This window comes from Pseudonocardia charpentierae (assembly GCF_031845345.1).
GTDB lineage: Bacteria > Actinomycetota > Actinomycetes > Mycobacteriales > Pseudonocardiaceae > Pseudonocardia > Pseudonocardia charpentierae.
On sequence record NZ_JAVREJ010000001.1, the window covers coordinates 14,173 to 35,462 of the forward strand.

The 21,290-nt window shown below is 71.4% G+C and carries 17 protein-coding genes; 9 read left to right on the top strand and 8 right to left on the bottom strand.

The features are described 5' to 3' along the window. Position 1 precedes the first annotated feature (1 nt). From RM445_RS00090 to RM445_RS00125, 8 genes are all read right to left on the bottom strand, one after another. Positions 2–1,336 carry an FAD-dependent monooxygenase gene (locus tag RM445_RS00090; RefSeq protein ID WP_311553821.1) on the bottom strand — a complete coding sequence of 445 codons (1,335 nt, stop codon included), beginning with the start codon at positions 1,334–1,336 and terminating at the stop codon, positions 2–4. An 84-nt stretch (positions 1,337–1,420) separates the two neighbouring features. Continuing rightward, entirely contained in the window at positions 1,421–2,245 is an 825-nt protein-coding gene (locus RM445_RS00095) for a bifunctional allantoicase/(S)-ureidoglycine aminohydrolase (protein WP_311553822.1), read from the bottom strand. Further along, a complete protein-coding gene (gene allB, locus RM445_RS00100) occupies positions 2,242–3,582 on the bottom strand; it encodes an allantoinase AllB (RefSeq protein ID WP_311553823.1) in 1,341 nt (446 codons plus the stop codon). The genes RM445_RS00095 and allB overlap by 4 nt, the downstream gene beginning before the upstream one ends. A gap of 3 nt (positions 3,583–3,585) precedes the next feature. Continuing rightward, complete coding sequence (locus RM445_RS00105; RefSeq protein WP_311553824.1) at positions 3,586–3,993, bottom strand: allophanate hydrolase-related protein; 408 nt, start codon at positions 3,991–3,993, stop codon at positions 3,586–3,588. Next, complete coding sequence (locus RM445_RS00110) at positions 3,990–5,123, bottom strand: glycerate kinase (RefSeq protein WP_311553825.1); 1,134 nt, start codon at positions 5,121–5,123, stop codon at positions 3,990–3,992. The genes RM445_RS00105 and RM445_RS00110 overlap by 4 nt, the downstream gene beginning before the upstream one ends. An 18-nt stretch (positions 5,124–5,141) precedes the next feature. Continuing rightward, entirely contained in the window at positions 5,142–6,926 is a 1,785-nt protein-coding gene (gene gcl / locus RM445_RS00115) for a glyoxylate carboligase (RefSeq protein WP_311553826.1), read from the bottom strand. A 1-nt stretch (position 6,927) separates the two neighbouring features. Next, positions 6,928–7,842 (bottom strand): 2-hydroxy-3-oxopropionate reductase, encoded by a 915-nt coding sequence (locus tag RM445_RS00120; RefSeq protein ID WP_311553827.1) that lies wholly within the window; start codon positions 7,840–7,842, stop codon positions 6,928–6,930. Between the two features lie 32 nt (positions 7,843–7,874). After that, positions 7,875–8,684 carry a hydroxypyruvate isomerase family protein gene (locus RM445_RS00125; protein WP_311553828.1) on the bottom strand — a complete coding sequence of 270 codons (810 nt, stop codon included), beginning with the start codon at positions 8,682–8,684 and terminating at the stop codon, positions 7,875–7,877. Between the two features lie 186 nt (positions 8,685–8,870). Between RM445_RS00125 and RM445_RS00130 the strand changes: the two genes are divergently transcribed. The 9 genes from RM445_RS00130 (at position 8,871) to guaD (ending at position 21,191) form a co-directional block, all read left to right on the top strand. Beyond that, positions 8,871–9,638, top strand: a complete 768-nt coding sequence (locus tag RM445_RS00130; protein WP_311553829.1) for an IclR family transcriptional regulator — start codon at positions 8,871–8,873, stop codon at positions 9,636–9,638. Positions 9,639–9,825: 187 nt separating this feature from the next. Beyond that, positions 9,826–10,332, top strand: a complete 507-nt coding sequence (gene uraD, locus RM445_RS00135; protein ID WP_311553830.1) for a 2-oxo-4-hydroxy-4-carboxy-5-ureidoimidazoline decarboxylase — start codon at positions 9,826–9,828, stop codon at positions 10,330–10,332. A 25-nt stretch (positions 10,333–10,357) separates the two neighbouring features. Then, a complete protein-coding gene (gene pucL / locus RM445_RS00140) occupies positions 10,358–11,257 on the top strand; it encodes a factor-independent urate hydroxylase (RefSeq protein WP_311553832.1) in 900 nt (299 codons plus the stop codon). Positions 11,258–11,265: 8 nt separating this feature from the next. Further along, a complete protein-coding gene (locus RM445_RS00145; RefSeq protein WP_311553833.1) occupies positions 11,266–12,753 on the top strand; it encodes a nucleobase:cation symporter-2 family protein in 1,488 nt (495 codons plus the stop codon). A 512-nt stretch (positions 12,754–13,265) separates the two neighbouring features. Then, on the top strand, positions 13,266–15,194 hold the full coding sequence (uraD, locus tag RM445_RS00150) for a 2-oxo-4-hydroxy-4-carboxy-5-ureidoimidazoline decarboxylase (RefSeq protein ID WP_311553834.1): 1,929 nt from the start codon (positions 13,266–13,268) through the stop codon (positions 15,192–15,194). Between the two features lie 12 nt (positions 15,195–15,206). After that, entirely contained in the window at positions 15,207–16,661 is a 1,455-nt protein-coding gene (locus RM445_RS00155) for a xanthine dehydrogenase small subunit (protein ID WP_311553835.1), read from the top strand. Beyond that, the gene (gene xdhB / locus RM445_RS00160; protein ID WP_311553836.1) at positions 16,658–19,069 is read left to right on the top strand and encodes a xanthine dehydrogenase molybdopterin binding subunit; all 2,412 of its coding nucleotides are present in this window, start codon (positions 16,658–16,660) and stop codon (positions 19,067–19,069) included. Before RM445_RS00155 ends, xdhB begins: the two co-directional genes overlap by 4 nt. Next, on the top strand, positions 19,069–19,914 hold the full coding sequence (gene xdhC, locus RM445_RS00165) for a xanthine dehydrogenase accessory protein XdhC (RefSeq protein WP_311554371.1): 846 nt from the start codon (positions 19,069–19,071) through the stop codon (positions 19,912–19,914). The genes xdhB and xdhC overlap by 1 nt, the downstream gene beginning before the upstream one ends. Next, positions 19,911–21,191 (top strand): guanine deaminase, encoded by a 1,281-nt coding sequence (gene guaD / locus RM445_RS00170; protein WP_311553837.1) that lies wholly within the window; start codon positions 19,911–19,913, stop codon positions 21,189–21,191. The genes xdhC and guaD overlap by 4 nt, the downstream gene beginning before the upstream one ends. The last annotated feature ends 99 nt before the right edge of the window (positions 21,192–21,290 follow it).

Below are 21,290 nucleotides of genomic sequence, written 5' to 3' on the forward strand. Positions count from 1 at the left end.
GTCAGGTGGCGGCGACGGTCGACCGGACCAGCTCCACGAGCTCGCGCCGGCTCGGGCCGGGGTCGAAGCCGGGCCGCCAGCCCGAGGCGTACACCGCCCGGGCCCGTGGCTCGACGGCGTCGAGGCACGACGGGCCGGCCTCCATGCTCAGGTAGGGCCCCAGGGCCGGGGCGATGGACGGATCGACCTGCACCGCCGCCATGATCAGGTTGGACGGCAGGCGCGCGTCGAGGTCGAGGTCGTCGCCGGCCCAGAGGCGGCGGGCCGTGTCGTCCATCCGCACGTGGTCGTCGACCCACGGCTGCATGTTCACCGCGCACCAGGCGTCGAAGCTCTCCCCGACGGTGACCGCGTCGGCGCCGTGCTCGTCGATCAACCTGAGTACCTCGCGGGCTTGCAGGAACGAGGTGGTCACGCCCCGGCCGAACATCGGCGTCGTCGTGCAGACCGCGTCGCCGACGAACACCAGACCGGGCAGCGCGAGGGCGCCGTCGGCACCGGTCTGGCCCCGGTAGTGGTTGACCAGCGCGCCACCCGTCAGCACGTCGGTGATCGGCCGGGACCGGTCCGGATCGGTCCAGGTCGCCAGCCCGGGCACCGCACGGCAGGCGGCCTCGAACACGTCGGTGCGCCGCAGGTGCAGCAGGTCCGGCTCGTCGACGGGCCGCACGATGAGCACCGAGAAGATGCCGCGCTCGTGCAGGAAGAGGATCACCTGGTAGCCGTCGAGCTCGGCCTGCCAGGCGATCGGGTTCACCATCGGTCCCGGCTCGGCACCGTCGTGGAGCTGGTACTGCCGGTCGACGTAGGCGACCCCGGTGTCGCCGCCGGCGCTCGGGGGCGGCCGCAGGGCCCTGGTCACCCGCCCGGCCCGACCGGACGCGTCGATCACCAGGTCTGCCGGCAGGTCCTGCCCGTCGACGCGGAGACCGCGCGCCCGCCCGCCGTCGTCGAGCACCGCGTCCACGTGCCCGCACCGCAGCTCGAGGCCGGGCTGCTGCGCGGCGGCGGCGCGCAACGCCCGCTCGAAGGTCTCGCGGCGTGAGCGCATCCCGGCGAGCACCTCGGTGCCGTCCGGCCGCGGAATCCTGATCTGCTCGGCGCCGCCGGCGACCCACTCGTCGTAGGCCTCCGGGAGCTCCGCCCGCAGCGCCGCGGGTACCTGGCCCCGGAAGGCGTGCGCGTGGTGGAACTGCATCACCCCGCGGCGGGGCCAGCTGCCGTCGGGGGCCGGACCGGGATCGCGGTCGACGGCGGTCACGCCGTGTCCGCGGCGGGCGAGAGCGGCACCCAGGAACAGCCCGGTCGGACCGGACCCGATGATCGCGACGCGCACCGTCCACCTCGATTCGGCGGCGAGGGCCCGCGTCGGGCGGAGGCCGGCGCCCCGCCCGTCACCATAGCGCGCAGTTCGCGCGGTTCAGCCGACGCGACAGTGGAGCTTCATGTGCCGGTTGACGTCCTTGTAGAGCAGGTAGCGGAACCGTCCCGGACCGCCGGCGTAGCAGGCCTGCGGGCAGAACGCCCGCAACCACATGAAGTCGCCCTCCTGGACCTCGACCCAGTCTTCGTTGAGCCGGTAGACGGCCTTGCCTTCCAGGACGTAGAGCCCGTGCTCCATCACGTGGGTCTCGGCGAACGGGATCACTGCGCCCGGCTCGAACGTCACGATGTTCACGTGCATGTCGTGCCGCACGTCGGCCGGGTCGACGAACCGGGTGGTCCGCCACCTGCCGTCGGTGTCCGGCATCGCCCCGGCCTCGACGTCGTGCTCGTTGGTCACGAACGCCTCGGGCACGTCCAGCCCCTCGACCCGCTCGTAGGCCTTGCGGATCCAGTGGAAGTGGGCGTTATCCCCGCTCTCGTTGCGGACGGTCCAGTCGGAACCCGGCGGGATGTAGGCGTATCCGCCCGCCTCGAGCTTGTGCGTGGTCGCGCCCAGGGTGATGTTCAGCAGTCCTGAGGTGAGGAAGACGACCCCCTCGGCCTCCGGGTCGAGTTCGGGACGTTCGCTGCCTCCGCCGGGCGCGACCTCGACCATGTACTGGGAGAAGGTCTCGGCGAAGCCGGTCAGCGGGCGGGCCAGCACCCACAGCCGGGTGTCCTCCCAGAACGGCAGGAAGCTGGTGACGATGTCCGAGTTCGTGCCCCGCGGGATCACCGCGTAGGCCTCCCGGAACATCGCCCGGTCGGTCAGCAGCTGGGTCTGCGGGGGTAGTCCTCCGGTAGGTGACCAGTACGTCATTCCACCCCTCCTCGGGTTATCAAGCGTCCTTGCGGCTCGTCGCCGGTGACCCGGCGGCCGCGCAGCCAAGTGCTGCGGACGACTCCGGCCAGCGCGCGCTCTGCGTACGGGGTGACGGGGTTGCGGTGGTGCAGGTGCGCCGGGTCGACGACGAACGCGTCGTCCGGCGCGAACACGGCGAAGTCGGCGTGGTAGCCGCGCTCGATGCGGCCCTTGTGCTGCAGCCGGGCGATCTCGGCAGGCCGCTGGGACATCCAGCGGACCACGTCGACCAGCGTGTGGCCGCGCAGCCGCGCCTCGGTCCACACGGCGGGCAGCCCGATCTGCAGCGACGAGATGCCGCCCCAGGCCGAGTCGAACTCGCCGACGTCGAGCCGCTTCAGCTCGGCGGTGCACGGCGAGTGGTCGGACACGACGCAGTCGATGTCGCCGCGACTCAGTGCAGCCCACAGCTCCTCCCGGTTGCCGATCTCGCGGATCGGCGGGCAGCACTTGAACTGCGTGGCTCCGTCGGCGATCGCCTCGGCCTCGAACACCAGGTAGTGCGGGCAGGTCTCGACGGTCATCCGGATGCCCTCGCGGCGGGCGGTGCGCAGCATCGGCACGGCGTCCGAGCTGGACAGGTGCAGCAGGTGCACCGACGCGCCGGTGTGGCGGGCCGCCTCGATGAGGTGCGCGATCGCCACGTTCTCCGAGCCGCGCGGCCTCGAGGCGAGGAAGTCGGAGTAGTGCCGCCCGTGTGGTGCCGGCGCCCGCTCGATCGCGGTCGAGTCCTCCGCGTGGACGATCATCTTCGCCCCGTACGAGGCCAGTACGCCCAGGTACTCCTCGAGTTCCTCGGGCGACAGCGGCGGGAACTCGTCCACCCCGGAGTCGGTCATGAAGCACTTGAACCCGAAGACGCCTGCGTCGTGGAGCCCGCGCAGGTCGTCGATGTTGCCCGGGATCGCGCCACCCCAGAAGCCGACGTCGACGTGTGCCGTGTCCTGCGCGGCCTTCCGCTTGACCTGCAACCCGTCGACGGTGGTGGTCGGCGGGATGCTGTTGAGCGGCATGTCGATGATCGTCGTGACGCCGCCGGCCGCCGCGGCGCGGGTCGCCGTGGCGAAGCCCTCCCACTCGGTGCGGCCGGGCTCGTTGACGTGCACATGGCTGTCGACGAGCCCGGGCAGCAGCACCTCGTCGTCGGCCAGGTCGATGGTCTCCGTGCCTTCGAGCCGCGACTCGAGCGGCTCGATCGCGACCACCACGCCGTCGCGGACGGCGATGCAGCGGGGCACCTCACCGGCGCGGGTGATCACCCTGCGGCCGCGGAACACCAGGTCGAAGTCGGCCATGATTCAGCTCCCCTGCGATGCTTGCTCGGCGATCCCTCGGTAGGCCCGCCAGCCCCCGGCCTCGGAGATGTCGGTCAGGCCCGTGCCTGCCTCGTGGGCCACCTCGCGCAGGACAACGGCGACCGCACTGCTGCCGTCGTCCAGCTCGATCACGCTCAGTTCCAGCTCCGCCGGCTCGGCCGGGATGAACCGGTCGCGGATCACGTCGAGCGGCACGTCGTACAGCTCGCCCGGCACACTCACGCCGCCCTCGGCGACCGGCCACAGCCCGGGGAACTCGTCGCGGATGGAGAAGAACCGGTAGCGGGGTGCGGTGCGGGCGTCACCGAGGAACGGCAGGCCCTCGATGCTGTAGTGCACGTTGCCGCCGCGCATGCCTCCGCCGTTGACGAAAAGCGGTACCGATGTCATGGAGTCGTGCCTCCGATCCGTTCACGGGCCAAAGTCGTGGCCAGGCGTTCGAGCAGCGGGCCGGCGTCGGCCAGGCAGCGCCGCACGTCGGGTTCGATGTCGGTGAGGGCGTAGGCGGCGGAGATTCCCGCCGTCTGCAGTTGCGCGCCGTCCAGCGCGAGCCGGCCCGACACCGTGACGACCGGGATCCCGGCCTTCGCCGCTGCCGCAGCCACTCCGGCCGGGGCCTTGCCGTGCAGGGTCTGCTCGTCGAGCGACCCCTCGCCGGTGATCACCAGCGACGCCCCGGGCAGGTGGTCGGCGAACCGGACGAGCTCGAGCACCAGCCCGATGCCCGGCTCGAGCTCGGCGCCGAGCACCGCCATCGCGGCGTAGCCGACCCCGCCCGCGGCCCCGGCGCCCGCACGGTTGCGGACATCCGGGCGGCCGGTGGCGGCGTCGACGACGTCGGCCCAGTGCGCCAACACGGCGTCGAGCGTGACGACGTCGTCCGGGGTCGCGCCCTTCTGCGGCCCGTACACCGCGGCGGCCCCGTGCGGGCCGAGCAGCGGGTTGTCGACGTCGCAGGCCACGACGATCCGGGCCGTGGCCACGGCCGGGTGCAGGCCGGACAGGTCGACGCGGTCGAGGTCGGCCAGCGCCCCGCCGCCTCGTGGGAGCGGGTTCCCGGCGGCGTCGAGCAGCCGGACGCCGAGGGCCTCCAGCATCCCCGCGCCGCCGTCCGTACTGGCGCTGCCGCCGATGCCCAGCACGATGCCGGAGCAGCCATGATCCAGCGCGGCACGGACCACCTCGCCCGTCCCGTAGGACGTCGCGGTGAGCGGCGCGAGGCGGTCCGGCGGCAGCAGCCGCAGGCCGGAGACGTCGGCCATCTCGACCACCGCGACCCCGTCGCGCATCGCGTAGGCGGTGTCGACCGGGTCGCCGGTCGGGCCGGTGGCGCGCAACGGGATCCGTTCGTACCCGGCCGCGATGGCCGCGTCGACGGTGCCGTCGCCCCCGTCCGCGACCGGAACGCGCACGACCTCCACCTCAGGATGTACGGCGGCGATCCCGGCCGCGACCCGGTCCGCGACCTCCAGCGCGGTCAGTGAACCCTTGAACTTGTCCGGCGCGACGACGATGTGCACGGCGCGATCCAACTCCGATCAGTCCAGGAGTGCCACGGCCGTCGGGGCGTGCTCGTCCAGCGTCGCGAGCTCCTCGAACTCGACGACGTTGTCCAGCTCGGTGCCCATGGAGATGTTCGTGACGCGCTCGAGGAGCACCTCGACGACCACCGGCACCCGGAACTCCGCCATCAGCTTGCGCGCCTGCTCGAAGGCCGACGCCAGGTCGTCGGGCCGGTCGACGCGGATCGCCTTGCAGCCCAGTCCCTCCGCCACCTTGACGTGGTCGACGCCGTACGCGCCGAGCTCCGGGGTGTTGACGTTCTCGAACGAGAGCTGGACGCAGTAGTCCATCTCGAACCCGCGCTGGCTCTGGCGGATCAGCCCGAGGTAGGAGTTGTTCACGACGACGTGGACGTAGGGCAGGCGGAACTGCGCCCCGACGGCCAGCTCCTCGAGCATGAACTGGAAGTCGTAGTCGCCCGAGAGCGCCACCACCGTCGCGTCCGGGTCGGCGACGCAGACACCCAGCGCGGCGGGCAGCGTCCAGCCCAGCGGGCCGGCCTGTCCGGCGTTGATCCAGTGCCGCGGCTGGTACACGTGCAGGAACTGGCCGCCGGCGATCTGCGACAGCCCGATGGTGCTGACGTAGCGGGTGTCGCGGCCGAACGCGCGGTTCATCTCCTCGTACACGCGCTGCGGCTTGACCGGGACGTCGTCGAAGTGGGTGCGGCGCAGCATCGTCTGCTTGCGCTTGACGCACTCGTCGACCCAGGCCTTGCGGTCGCGCAGCTGCGCCCGGCGCTCCTTGGCAACCTCGACGAACAGGGCCAGCGCGGCACCGGCGTCGGAGACGATCCCGTAGTCGGGAGCGAACACGCGCCCGATCTGGGTGGGCTCGATGTCGACGTGGACGAAGGTGCGGCCGCGGCGGTAGGTGTCGAGGCCGCCGGTGTGCCGGTTCGCCCACCGGTTGCCGATCCCGAGCACGAAGTCCGACGCGAGCATCGTCGCGTTGCCGTACTGGTGGGCCGTCTGCAGCCCGGCCATGCCGACCATCAGCCGGTGGTCGTCCGGGATGGCGCCCCAGCCCATCAGGGTCGGGATCACGGGGACGTCGAGGATCTCGGCCAGCTCCACCAGCAGCGCGGACGCGTCGGCGTTGATGATCCCGCCGCCGGCGACGATCACCGGCGAGGTCGACTCCTGCAGCATGTCGAGCGCCTTCTCGACCTGTGCCCGGCTCGCCGCGGGCTTGTACGCCGGGAGCGGGGTGTAGGTGTCGGGGTCGAACTCGATCTCGGTCATCTGCACGTCGAACGGCAGGTCGATGAGCACGGGACCGGGGCGGCCGGAGCGCATCAGGTGGAAGGCCTTGGCGAAGACGCCCGGGACCTGCGCGGCCTCGAGGACCGTGACCGCCATCTTCGTCAGCGGCGCGGCGATCGACGCGATGTCGACGGCCTGGAAGTCCTCCTTGTGCAGCCGGGCGACCGGCGCCTGGCCGGTGATGCACAGGATCGGGATCGAGTCGGCCGACGCGGAGTACAGGCCGGTGATCATGTCCGTGCCCGCGGGGCCGGAGGTGCCGACGCAGACGCCGATGTTGCCGGCGCGGGTGCGGGTGTAGCCCTCGGCCATGTGCGAGGCGCCCTCGACGTGCCGGGCGAGCACGTGCTCGATGCCCTGCCCGTTTTCTTGGCGAGCGCGGCGCATCGCCGCGTAGAAGGGGTTGATCGCCGCGCCCGGGACGCCGAAGGCGTGCGTGACGCCCTCGCGCTCCAGGATGGCGACTGCGGCGTCAGCCGCTGTCATGCGAGCCATGTCAGCTCTCCTCTTTCGTTTCGGTGTCGCGGCCGGACAGCCCTCTGCCAGACAGTTCTGCGACGAGCTTCAGCAGGCCGGAGTGGTCGAGGCCGCCGTCGCCGCGGGCGACCAGCGCGCCCACCAGCTGGGCGACCACCGCGCCGAGCGGGATCGCGACCCCTGCCTCGCGGGCGGCCGACGTGACGATGCCGAGGTCCTTGTGGTGCAGAGCGAGCCGGAAGCCCGGCTTGAACTGGCGGTCGAGCATGTTCGTGCCCTTGCGGTTGAGCACGGTGCTGCCGGCCAGGCCGCCGCCGAGTACTTCCAGCGCAGCCTTCGTGTCGACGCCGTACGCCTCGAGGAACACGACCGCCTCGGCGAGGACCTCGATGTTCACCGCGACGATGAGCTGGTTCGCGGCCTTGACGGTCTGGCCCGACCCGGCGGGGCCGACGTGCACGATCGTCTTGCCGACGGCCTCCAGTACGGGCCGCGCGTCTTCGAAGTCGCCGGGCTCGCCGCCCACCATGATCGACAGGCTGGCCTCGATCGCGCCGGCCTCGCCGCCGCTAACCGGGGCGTCCAGTACGCGCAGCCCGGCCTTGCGTCCGGCCTCCGCCACGCGGACGGCGACGTCCGGGCGGATCGTGCTCATGTCGACGTAGAGGGCGCCCGAGCGGGCGGAGGCGAACACGCCGTCGTCGCCGCCGGTCACCGCCTCGACGTCCGGGGAGTCCGGCACCATCGTGATGATCACGTCGGCGTCGCGGACGGCCTCGGCCACGCTGTCGGCGCCACGGCCACCGGCGTCGACCAGGGCGGCGACCTTGTCCGGGCTGCGGTTGTAGCCGGCCACCTCGAAGCCGGCCTTGACGAGGTTCGCGGCCATCGGGCCGCCCATGATGCCCAGGCCGATGAAGGCGACGGTGGTCATGTCGGAAGCACCTTTCTTTCTGGAGTGGAAGTTCAGCGGGCCGACCGCTGCTCGCGGGGCAGCCAGTCGAAGGCGTCCGCGCTCGCCGCGGTGGGCTTGTACTCGAGCCCGACCCAGCCGTCGTAGCCGGTGGCGGCGATGTGCTGCAGGTGGTGGTCGATGTCGAGCTTCCCGGTGCCGGGTTCGTTGCGGCCCGGGGCGTCGGCGATCTGCACGTGGCCGATCCGGCCCGCGGAGGCATCGATCGCGGCGTCGACGGCCCCAGGATCGCCACCGCCGTTGACCGCCAGGTGGTACACGTCGAGCAGCAGGGCGATGTTCTCCTCACCGGCCCGGTCGATCGCGGCGAGCGCGTCCGCCGCGGTGAGCAGCGGGTAGCGGGGAGCGCCGCTGACGGGCTCGACGAGCACGGTGCCGCCGATCCGCTGCGCCGCCCGCGCCGCGAAGGCGAGGTTCTCGGCGGCCAACGCGTCCTGCTCCTCGGGGGTGCTGTCGTCGGTCCGGTTGCCGTAGAGCGCGTTGAACGCCCGGCAGCCGAGCCGCTCGCCGAGACCGACCGTGACGTCGATGTTGTCGCGGAACTCCGTGCTGCGGGCGGGCCAGGAGACGAGCCCGCGGTCGCCGCCGGGCATGTCGCCCGCGAAGAAGTTGAGGCCCACCAGCTGCACGCCGGCGTCGGTCACCGCGGTCGCGAACTGGTCGATCTCGGCGTCCGAGGGCACCGCGACGGGCCACGGCCACCAGAACTCGACGGCGTCGAAGCCCGCCTGACGAGCTGCGGCGGGCCGGTCGAGCAGCGGGAGCTCCGTGAACAGGATCGACAGGTTGACCTCGTACCGCATTCCGACCTCTTCCGTATCGTGGAAACTAACTTCCGCTTGACGAAGACTGTAGGGCGGGTCGGGCGAGCCGTCAACCAGGTCCCAGCCCCGGTTCGGCGGCCGCCACGCCAGAGTTAACTCGGCCGTCATCGACGTTCTCGGTATGCTGCTTCCGCTAGGCGAAAGTTCTGAACATCCGGAGGATCGATGGCCGACCCGGCCAAGAGCGGTGGCGTGCAATCCGTCGGCCGCGTGCTCGACCTGCTCGAGATCGTCGCCGACGCCGGGGGTGAGATCGGCCTGAGCGAGCTCGCCGCCCGTTCAGGCCTGCCGCTCCCCTCGATCCATCGGCTCGTCCGGACGCTGGTCCAACGCGGCTACATGCGACAGCTGTCGAACCGCCGCTACGCCCTCGGTGCCCGGCTCGTCCCGCTCGGCCAGGTCGCGGGGACCATGCTCGGGGCGTGGGCGCAGCCGGTGCTCACCGAACTGGTCGACGCCCTGGGCGAGTCCGCGAACCTCGCCGTCCTGGACCACGACGCGGTCATGTACATCGGCCAGGTGCCGTCCCGCCACACGATGCGGATGTTCACCGAGCCGGGCCGGCGGGTCCCCGCGCACTGCACCGGGGTGGGCAAGGCACTGCTGTCGCAGCTTCCGGACGACACCGTGCGTGAGCTGCTGGCCCGCACAGGGATGCCGCCCGCGACCCCGAACACGATCACCACCCCCGACGCGATGCTGGACGAGCTGAGGAAGATCCGCCGCGAGGGCCACGCCATGGACGAGGGCGAGCAGGAGATCGGCGTGCGCTGCGTCGCCGTCCCGGTGCACGGCGCACTCGGCACGCTCGGCATCTCGGTCTCGGGTCCGGCCCCGCGGATGACCCCGGAACTGATCGACCGCGCCGTCCCCCTGCTCCGCAAGGCCGGCGAGCGGCTGTCGTCGGAGATCGGCGAGCGCTCGACGGCCTGACCGGGCTCAACCATGTCGTGAAAGCCACGTTCAGGGCGCCACACGTCCTGAACGTGGCTTTCACGCGTCGATCACCGGCCGGCACCGTCGGCAATCGACCTCTTGACGTGTCCCGTGGCGCGCCTTACCGTACCCACCTATCCGCATCGCGGAAGTTCTCTTCCACAAACGACGACGAGGTCGCCGAATGACGAACACGGGCCGCCTGGACGTGTTGCACCTGCCCGATGCGCAGGCTGCCGAGCAGCTGCGCGCCTGCAACGCTTCACCCGTCTGGATCGAGCAGGTGCTCGCGCACCGCCCGTACGCCGACCTCGACTCCGTCCTCGACACCGCCGAGCACGCCGCACGCGACCTCGACTGGAGCGAGGTCCGTCGGGCGCTCGACGCCCACCCGCGCATCGGCGAGCGAGCCGAGGGCGGGAGCACCGAGGCGCAGTGGTCACGGCGGGAGCAGTCCACCGTCGCCGGCACTGACGCCCGAACCCAGGAGCTGCTGCGAACCCGCAACGCCGAGTACGAGCGCCGGTTCGGCCACGTCTTCCTCATCCGCGCCGCGGGCCGCAGCGCCGAGGAGATGCTGACCGAGCTGGATCGACGGCTCGGCAACGACGAGGGCCGCGAGCGTGCCGAGGTCACCGAGCAGCTCGCCCAGATCACCCGCCTGCGACTGCAGACCCTGCTCGCCGGCTGAACACCCACGACCCGAGGAGCGACCGATGGCCATCACGCTGGGCCACAACCAGTACGGAAAAGCCGAGACCCGCGTCGTGCGCATCTTCCGCGACACCGAGCCGCACGAGATCGCCGACTACAACGTGAGCGTCGCGCTGGTCGGCGACTTCGACGACGTGCACTACAACGGCGACAACACCAAGTGCCTCACGACCGACGCCACCAAGAACACCGTCAACGCCTACGCGAAGGAGGCGGGCGACGCGGTCCGCGAGCCGGAGTCGTTCGGCATCGCGCTGGCGAAGCACTTCGTCGACGACGTCCCCCAGGTGTCCCGCGTCCGGGTCCAGATCGAGGCCTACCCGTGGGACCGGCTCAGCCACAACGGGACGCCCCACCCGCACGCCTTCGCCCGACGCGGCGCCTACGTCCGCACCGTCACCGTCACCTACGACGGGTCGCAGCTCTGGGTCGTGTCCGGTGTCCGTGACCTGATCGTCCTCAAGACGACGGACTCGGAGTTCCACACCTTCTACCAGGAGCGCTACACGACGCTGCGGCCCACAGACGACCGGATCATGGCCTCGTCGGTCACCGCGCAGTGGCTGCACACTGAGACCGACACCGACTGGGGCGCCTCGTACGGCCGGGTGCTGGCCACGCTGGGGAGCACCTTCGCCGGCCACCACAGCCTCGCACTGCAGCAGACGATGTACGCGATCGGCCAGGACATCATCACCGAGCAGCCGGAGATCGCGGAGATCCGCTTCTCGATGCCCAACAAGCACCACTTCCTCGTCGACCTCAGCCCGTTCGACGTGGAGAACAAGAACGAGGTCTTCCACGCCGACGACCGGCCCTACGGCTACATCGAGGGCACCGTCCGCCGCGACGACGCCCCGAACCCCGGCTCGGCCGCGTTCGACCCCGGTCAGGGCTGGTGACCCCGGCGATGGCCCGCACCTCGCCCGCCGCGACGGTCGACCGCCACCCGGTCGACCAGATGCTGCCCGTCGGGCAGCTCCTCCTCTACGGCCTGCAGCACGTGATGAGCATGTACGCGGGCGTCGTGGCGGTTCCGCTGATCGTCGGCACCGCTCTCGGCCTGCCCTTCGCGGATCTCGCGTACCTGCTCACCGCCGCACTGCTGGTGTCCGGGCTGGCCACCCTGTTGCAGACCCTCGGCATCTGGAAGATCGGTGCACGGCTGCCGCTCGTGCAGGGCACGTCGTTCGCAGCCGTCGCCTCGATGCTCGCCATCGGCAAGGACGCGGGCGGCGGCGTCGCCGGGTTGCAGTACATCTTCGGCGCGGTGCTCGTCGCCGGAGTCGTCGGGTTCCTACTGTCCGGAGTGTTCAACCGGCTGCTGCACTTCTTCCCGCCGGTGGTCACCGGCTCGGTGATCACGGTGATCGGCATCTCGCTGCTGCCGGTCGCGATCCGCTGGGCCGGCGGCGGGCAGCCCACTGCCGAGTCGTTCGGCGCCCCGGCCAACATCGGGCTCGCCGCGCTCACGCTGGCGATCATCCTGTTGATCTACCGCTTCCTGCCGGGTTTCTTCAGCCGCATCGCCATCCTCGCCGGCCTCGTCGTGGGTGCCCTGGTCGCCGCGGCACTCGGCAAGGCCGACTTCAGCCGGATCGGGGAGGCGCAGTGGTTCGCTGTGTCGACGCCGTTCCACTTCGGCCCGCCGCAGTTCGCGGCCGCGGCGATCATCTCGATGGTCATCGTGATGCTGGTGATCATGACTGAGACGACGGCGGACATCCTCGCCATCGGCGAGGTCGTGGATCGCCCGGCCGACGGGCGGACCGTGGTCGCGGGCCTGCGGGCCGACTGCCTGGCCACCGCGGTGTCGGGCGGCCTGCTCAACTCCTTCTCCGCCAGTGCCTTCGCCCAGAACGTCGGACTGGTGGCCATCACCGGGATCAAGAGCCGCTTCGTCGTGGCGGCCAGCGGTGTGATCCTCGTAGTGCTGGGGCTGTTCCCGAAGGTCGGAGCGATCGTCGCGGCGATCCCGTTGCCGGTGCTCGGCGGGGCCGGTCTGGCCCTGTTCGCCACGGTGGCCGCCAGCGGCATCCGCGCACTCGGGCGGGTGAACTACGAGGGCAACAACAACCTGATCATCGTCGCGCTCTCGATCGGCATGGGCGTGATCCCCATCGCCGTGCCCACGTTCTACGAGCACTTCCCGAGCTGGTTCCAGACCGTGTTCGACTCCGGCATCAGCTCGGCCGCGGTGACGGCCGTCCTGTTGAACCTGCTGTTCAACGTGGGCCGCAGCGGCACTCCTCGAGAGGCGGCGCTGGTCGCCGAGTCGCCGACGGTCGGGGTCACGCCGGACTACGACGTGCCGGGCGGCGTCACCGACGCGCGCGACACCGACGACGACGCCCGGGCGGCCCCACCACACCGGTCCGAGTCCAGGCCGGAGCACTGACGACCCGGTAGTTCCTACGCTCGCTGAAGCCGCCGCTGGTTCCCTGTTCGGGAACCGGCGGCGGCTTCATCGGTGCGGTCCTTCGGGCCGTCGCACACGTTCGCCGACCGGCACACCTGCCCTGCAAGATGCGCACGAGGTTGCTTCCTATATGACCATTGACCTGTGAGCTTCGTCGCCCTAGACTCCCCAACGGCGCGAAATGGAAGAGCGTTTCCGCCTGGCGAAAACGGCGCCGGTCTTCCGGTCGACACTCGCCTCCGTCGCGCAGATGAGGAGGCAGCAGTGTCCCTACTAGTGTCTGTTGCCACTCCCGTAGTCGGTCCGGCCGGCGTTCGCACGCCGATCATCGCCGGGCCTCTCGGCCCGCCGGAGCACTCCCCGGCATCGCGCACCTCGTCCCGACGCCGCCGCACGCCCACTGAGCCGCGCAGCTCCGGTCGGCAGGCGAAATCGACGCCGACCGCGGCCGCACCGCCCGACTCCCGTCACCGCTTCGAAAGGCGGAAGCCATGGCCACGAACGCCACACTCAAGGACCGGCCGACAACCCGGCACCCCGTCGACGAGGTCCTGCCGATCCCGAAGCTGGCGGTCTACGGCTTCCAGCACGTTCTGGCGTTCTACGCCGGCGCGGTGATCGTCCCGATCCTGCTCGCCAACTCCATCGGGCTGACCACCGAGCAGCTCATCCACCTGATCAACGCCGACCTGTTCACCTGCGGCATCGCCTCGATCATCCAGTCCGTCGGGTTCTGGAAGGTCGGCGTCCGGCTGCCGCTGCTGCAGGGCGTCACCTTCACCGCCGTGTCCCCGATGATCGCCATCGGCCTCGCGAACGGTGGCGGCACCGACGGACTGCTGGTCATCTACGGCGCGGTGATCGTCGCCGGGATCTTCACCTTCCTGATCGCACCGTTCTTCTCCAAGCTGATCCGGTTCTTCCCGCCCGTCGTGACCGGCTCGGTGATCACGATCATCGGCATCGCGCTGCTGCCCGTCGCGGCGGCCGACGCCGCCGGCGGGGCCGGACCCACGCTCGACCCGACCAACGGGAAGTACCTGGCGTACGCGCTCGGCACGCTGGCCCTGATCGTGGTCATCCAGCGGGTGTTCCGAGGCTTCATGGCCACCGTCGCCGTCCTCGTCGGCCTGGTCGTCGGAACGCTCGTGGCCTGGGCGCTCGGCGACGCGCACTTCGATGCGGTCGTCAACTCGCCGTGGCTGGGCGTGACCACGCCGTTCTACTTCGGCTGGCCGAAGTTCGCGTTCGCCGCGATCATCTCGATGATCGTCGTCATGCTGATCACCGCGGTCGAGACCACGGGCGACGTCTTCGCCACCGGTGAGATCGTCGAGAAGCGCATCGGCAAGGAGGACATCGCCCGCGCCCTGCGCGCCGACGGTCTGGCCACGACCCTCGGCGGGATCCTGAACTCCTTCCCGTACACGTGCTTCGCCGAGAACGTCGGGCTGGTCCGGCTGACCCGGATCAAGAGCCGATACGTGGTCGCCGCAGCCGGTACGATCATGATCATTCTCGGGTTGCTCCCGAAGGCCGCGGCGATCGTCGCGGGCATCCCGCACCCGGTGCTCGGCGGCGCCGCGCTGGCGATGTTCGCCACCGTGGCGGTGGTGGGGATCCAGACACTGGCCCGAGTGGACTTCCACGACCACCGCAACGTCGTCATCGTCGCGACCAGCCTGGGTCTTGCCATGTACGTCACCGCGCAGCCCGACGTGGCCAAGGCCGTGCCGGACTGGGCGCAGATCATCTTCGGCAGTGGCATCACGCTGGGCAGCATCACCGCGATCCTGCTCAACCTGGTGTTCTTCCACGTCGGTAGGAGCCGCGGCCCGGCCGTGGCCGGCTCCCCGGGCGAGAACCTGGTGCGCCTGGACCAGGTCAACGCGATGTCGCGCGAGGAGTTCGTGCAGACCTTCTCGCGGCTGTTCCAGGGCCCGCAGTGGGTCGTCGAGCGCGCGTACGACCAGCGGCCGTTCAGCGACACCCAGGATCTGCGCGGCGCGTTCCAGGAGGCCCTCTTCTCGGCGACGACCGACGAGCAGGAGCAGCTGATCGGCAGCTACCCCAACCTCGGCGCGCAGACCGTCGCCACCGGTGACGAGGGCGAGGACTCGCTGGCCGACCAGTCTGCTCTCGGGCTGAACCGGCTGGCCGACAAGGAGCACGAGGAGCTCGGGACGCTCGCGCGGGAGTACCGCAACAAGTTCGGGTTCCCGCTGGTGATGGCCGTGCGCGATCAGGAGTCGTTCGACCTGATCCTGCGCCGCGGCTGGGAGCGGCTGAACAACTCGAAGACCCAGGAGCACGCGACCGCACTGATCGAGATCGCCAAGATCGCCACGCACCGGTTCGACCGGCTGGTGGCCAACGCGAACCCGATCCACTCGGCCCGCGTCCCCCACCTCGACAGCTGAGGAGCGAAACCCATGAGTACCCCGACCGTGACCGTCAACGGCGCAGAACGCGCCGTCACGGGGGTCGAGCCGCACGTCACCGCACTGGACTGGCTCCGCGACCAGGGCCTGACCGGCGCCAAGGAGGGCTGCGCCGAAGGCGAGTGCGGCGCCTGCTCGGTGCTGGTCGCCCGGCCGGAAGGAACCGGGGGCACCCGGTGGACGGCACTGAACGCCTGCCTCGTGCCGGTTCTCGCGCTGGACGGCCAGGAGGTCGTCACGTCCGAGGGGCTCGGTCGCCCGGGCGCCCTGCACCCGGTGCAGCGGGAGATGGCCGTCCGCGGTGGTTCCCAGTGCGGCTACTGCACGCCCGGATTCATCTGCAGCATGGCTGCCGAGTACTACCGCCCGGACCGTGTGGCGGTGGACCCGTCCACCAACGGCCACAGCGCCGGGCACGACGAGCACGGCCCCAACGGGTTCGACCTGCACGCACTGAGCGGCAACCTCTGCCGCTGCACGGGGTATCGGCCGATCCGCGACGCGGCCTACGCCCTCGGGGCGCCGACACCTGACGACGGCCTTGCCGGCCGCTGCACCGCGGCTGCTCCGGCAGCCGCGCGCACCCGGGTGTCCGTCGGCGAGACCGGGTTCGCCCGGCCCGCCGACCTCGGCGAAGCAATCTCATTGCTGGCCGCGCGCGACGCCACCGTGATCGCGGGCTGCACGGACTGGGGCGTGGAGGTCAACATCCGTGGTGCCCGTGCGCCGTTCGTGATCGCCGTCGACCGGCTGCCCGAGCTACGCACGTTCTCCGTCGACGCGGACGTCGTCGAGATCGGCGCCGCGCTCACCCTGTCCGAGGCCGAGCGACTGCTGGGCGGCCGGGTGCCGCTGCTGGACCAGCTGTTTCCGCAGTTCGCGTCGCGGCTGATCCGCAACGGTGCCACCTTCGGCGGCAACCTCGGCACCGGCTCCCCGATCGGGGACGCGCCGCCCGCGTTGCTGGCGCTCGAGTCGTCGGTCGTCCTGGCCGGGCCGAACGGCGAGCGCGAGGTGCCGCTGGCGTCGTACTTCACGGGGTACCGGAAGTCGGTCCGCGAGCCGGGCGAGCTCATCCGCGCGGTGCGGATCCCGCTGCCACTTGCCCCGCTGACGGCCTTCCACAAGATCGCGAAGCGGCGGTTCGACGACATCTCGAGCGTGGCGATCGCCTTCGCTCTCGACGTCCGGGACGGGGTGGTGGCGCGCGCCGCGATCGGGCTCGGCGGCGTCGCGGCCACCCCGCTGCGGGCGACCGCCACCGAGGAGATGCTCGTGGGCAGGCCCTGGACCGCGGAGATCGCCGGCGAGGCGGCGGCGGTGCTGCGCGAAGAGGGCACGCCGATCGACGACCACCGGGCGAGCGCCGCCTACCGGGCCGCGATGCTCGGGCAGAGCCTCCTCAAGTTCCACACCGAGTCGGCAGCACTGGAGGCGACGGCATGACCGAGTTGAGCACGCGCCCGGAACGCTGTGTCGTGGGTGCGACGGTTCCGCACGAGAGCGCCGACCTGCACGTCACCGGCCTGGCGCTGTACACCGACGACCTGGTCAACCGCCACTTCGGCACCCTGCACGCGTATCCGGTGCAGGCCCCGCACACGCACGCCCGCGTGACCGCCCTGCGGACCGCACCGGCACTGCAGGTGCCCGGGGTCGTCCGGGTGCTGACCGCCGCCGACGTGCCCGGGGTCAACGACGCCGGGGTCAAGCACGACGAGCCGCTGTTCCCGGACGAGGTGATGTACCGGGGCCACGCCGTGTGCTGGGTGCTCGGCGAGTCGCTGGAGGCGGCCCGGCTCGGTGCGCTGGCCGTCGAGGTCGAGTACGAGCCGTTGCCGTCACTGGTCACGATCGCCGAGGCGATCGCGGCGGAGAGCTTCCAGGGCGCGCGACCGACCCTGAGGCGCGGCGACCCGGAGGCGGCGTGGGCCGACTGTGCGCACGTCTTCGAGGGCGAGTTCGAGTTCGCCGGCCAGGAGCACTTCTACCTGGAGACCAACGCCGCGCTCGCCACGATCGACGAGAACGGGCAGGTGTTCGTCCAGTCGAGCACCCAGCACCCGAGCGAGACCCAGGAGATCATCGCCCACGTCCTGGGCCTGACGAACTCCGAGGTCACGGTGCAGTGCCTGCGGATGGGCGGCGGCTTCGGCGGCAAGGAGATGCAGCCCCACGGCTACGCGGCGATCGCCGCGCTCGGCGCGCGCCTCACCGGCCGCCCGGTCCGGCTGCGGCTGACCCGCACGCAGGACATCACGATGACCGGCAAGCGGCACGGGTTCCACTCCTCGTGGAAGGTCGGCTTCGACGCCGACGGCCGGATCCAGGCGCTGACCGGCACGCTGACCGCTGACGGCGGCTGGAGCCTCGACCTGTCCGAGCCGGTGCAGGCCAGGGCGCTGTGCCACATCGACAACGCCTACTGGATCCCGAACATCGAGGTGCACGGGCGGATCTCGAAGACCCACAAGACGTCGCAGACCGCGTTCCGCGGGTTCGGCGGGCCCCAGGGCATGCTGGTGATCGAGAACATCCTCGGCCGGTGCGCGCCCGCGCTCGGGATCAGCGCCCGCGAGCTGCGTCGGCGCAACCTCTACCGGTCCGGCCAGACGACGCCGTACGGGCAGCCGGTGCGCCACGCCGAGCGGCTGGAGCGGATCTGGTCGCAGGTCGTCGAGACCGGCGACGTCGAGCGGCGGCTGGTCGAGATCGAGGCGTTCAACGCCACGCACGAGCACACGAAGCGGGCGCTGGCGATCACTCCGGTGAAGTTCGGGATCTCGTTCAACCTGACGGCGTTCAACCAGGCGGGCGCGCTCGTGCACGTCTACAAGGACGGCTCGGTGCTGATCAACCACGGCGGCACGGAGATGGGCCAGGGCCTGCACACGAAGATGCTGCAGGTCGCCGCGACCGCGCTCGGGCTACCGCTGACGGCCGTGCGGCTCGCGCCGACCCGCACCGACAAGGTGCCCAACACCTCGGCCACCGCGGCGAGCTCGGGAGCGGACCTCAACGGCGGCGCGGTGAAGAACGCCTGTGAGCAGATCAAGGGCCGGCTCGCGGAGATCGCGGCGATGCGGCTGAACGTGCACCCGGACGACGTCCGGTTCCACGACGGCATCGTGACCGGCCTCGCCGACACCGACGAGAAGATCCCGTTCGCCGACCTGGTGCACGACGCCTACTTCCGGCGCGTGCAGCTGTGGGCGGCCGGCTTCTACCGGACGAGCGGCCTGCACTGGGACGCGAAGACGATGCACGGCTCGCCGTTCAAGTACTTCGCCTACGGGGTCGCGGCGTGTGAGGTGGAGGTCGACGGGTTCACCGGGGCGTACCGGCAGCGCCGGGTCGACATCGTGCACGACGTCGGCGACAGCCTCTCCCCCCTGGTCGACCTCGGCCAGGTCGAGGGCGGCTTCGTGCAGGGCGCGGGCTGGCTCACGCTGGAGGACCTGCGCTGGGACACGAGCGACCGGCCGTCCCGCGGACGGCTGGCGACCCAGGCGGCGAGCACCTACAAGCTGCCGAGCTTCTCGGAGATGCCGGAGGACTTCCGGGTCACGCTGCTGGAGCAGGCCACGGAGGACGGCGTCGTCTACGGCTCGAAGGCCGTGGGCGAGCCGCCGCTGATGCTCGGGTTCAGCGTCCGCGAGGCGCTGCGGGAGGCGGTGGCAGCGTTCGGCCCGGCCGGGCACTGCGTCGACCTGGGCTGCCCGTCGACCCCGGAGCAGGTGTTCTGGGCGATCGAGGCGGCGCGGGCGGCGGGCGCGTCGCGTCAGGAAGGCCACCTTCAGGACACGTGGCGCCGTGAAGGTGGCCTTGCTGACATCCCGGTGGGCGGTGCGTGATGCACTGGATCACGGCGGTCGAGCGGCTGCGCCGCGAACGGCAGCCCGGCGTGCTCGTCACGGTGGTGACCGTGCGCGGGCACGCCCCCCGCGAGGCCGGCGCCAAGATGGTCGTCGGCGAGCGGCAGTACTGGGGGACGATCGGCGGCGGCAACCTCGAGGAGACCGCGGTACGGCGGGCCCGCGAGCTGCTGGCGTCGGAGGCCCGCGAGCCGGAGACGGACACGGCGAGCCTCACCGAGCGGGCCCCGGCCCAGTACGGGGTGCAGTGCTGCGGTGGCGAGGTGACGGTGTTGTACGAGCCGCTGCGCCCCGTGCCGTCCGTGGCGGTCTTCGGGATGGGCCACGTCGGTACCGAGCTGGCGCGCATCCTGGCCCGGCACGACGTCGAGCTGCACCTGGTGGACTCGCGGGCCGGGCAGATCGCGCCGGACCGGCTCGCGCCCATCACCACGGACGCCCTGGCCCGGGTCCACCGGCACCACGCGGTCGTCCCCGAGCTGGTGCTCGGCGAGCTGCCCACCGGCAGCCACGTGTTGATCATGACCCACGACCACGCCGAGGACGCCGCACTGTGCGACGCCGCGCTGCGGTGCGGGCACCTGGCGTCGATCGGGCTGATCGGGTCGTCGGCGAAGTGGCGGCGGTTCGAGAAGAAGCTGGCCGCCGAGGGGCACGGGCCGGATCAGCTGGCCCGGATCACGACGCCGATCGGTCTTCCCGAGATCACCGGGAAGGACCCGGCGACGATCGCCGTCGGGGTCGCGGCGGACCTGGTGCTGCGGTTCGAGCGGGCCCAGGGCGATTCGACGAAGCAGGATCGAGCAGAGCAGGCAGTGTCGTGACCATCTATCGAGCAACCGTCCTCGACACCCCGGAGTCGCCGTTCACCGGTGGTCGCCTGCGCGCCGAGGACGACTGCGGCATCGCTGTCACGGCCGGGGTCGTGGTCGACCGCGGGCCGTTCGCCCGGGTACGGGCCGCACGCCCGGACGACGAGGTGGTTGACCTGACCGGCGGCGTGCTGCTGCCCGGGCTGGTCGACAGCCACGTCCACTTCCCCCAGGTACGGGTGATCGGCGGGCTCGGCATGCCGTTGCTCGACTGGCTGAAGGACTGTGCGCTGCCGGAGGAGGCCCGGATGGCCGACACCGGGTACGCCGGCACGGTCGCCGCCGAGTTCGTGGACGGGCTCGTGCGGGCCGGGACGACGACGGCACTCGTGTTCGGGGCGCACTACCCCGCCGCGGTCGACCAGCTCTTCGAGCGGGCGGCGGCGGTCGGGCTGCGGGTCGCGGGCGGGCTCGTCGTCAGCGACCGGCTCCTGCGCCCCGAACTGCTGACCACACCCGAGCAGGCGTACGCCGACGCGATCGCGCTGGCGGCGCGGTGGCACGGCAAGGACCGGCTCCGCTACGCCGTCACGCCGCGGTTCTCGCTGTCCACCAGCGAGGCGATGCTGGAGGCGTGCGCGTCGGTGCTCGACGACGTCGACGGCGCGCTGTTCACCTCGCACATCAACGAGAACGGTGCCGAGATCGACACCGTGCGCGGGCTCTTCCCCGACCACCGGCACTACGCCGACACCTACCACCGGTACGGGCTCCTGAGCCCGCGCAGCGTGCTCGCGCACAACGTGCACCCCGACGACGCCGAGCTGGGCCTGCTGGCCAGCACGGGAACGGCGGTGGCGCACTGCCCGTCGAGCAACAGCGCGTTGGGCAGCGGGCTGTTCCCGCTACGCCGGCACGTCGAGCGCGGCGTGCGCGTGGGGCTGGGCACGGACGTCGGCGCCGGGACGAGCTTCTCGCTGCTCCGGGAAGGGCTGCAGGCGTACTTCGTGCAGTCCCTGCTCGGGGCCGACGGGCTGCCGCTCACGCCGGCGCACCTGCTGTACCTCGCCACCGCGGCGGGTGCGGAAGCGCTGGGCCTGGACTCGGTCGGTGACCTGTCGGTGGGCAAGGAGTTCGACGCCGTGTGGGTCCGGCCGGACGACGGCAGCACCCTCGACGTCGTGCTCACCCACGCGAACGACGCCGACGACGCCCTGGCGAAGGTGTTCGCGCTGGGCGGCCCGGCGGACGTGCGCGGAGTGTGGGTCGGCGGGGACCGTCTGCGCTGACCGAGCTGATCGTCCGGGGGCTGTCGGCCGGTTTCCGGGGCTGGTTGGCCCCGGACGATCAGCCCGGTTGATCGTGCGACGCGCACCGGCCCGATTCCG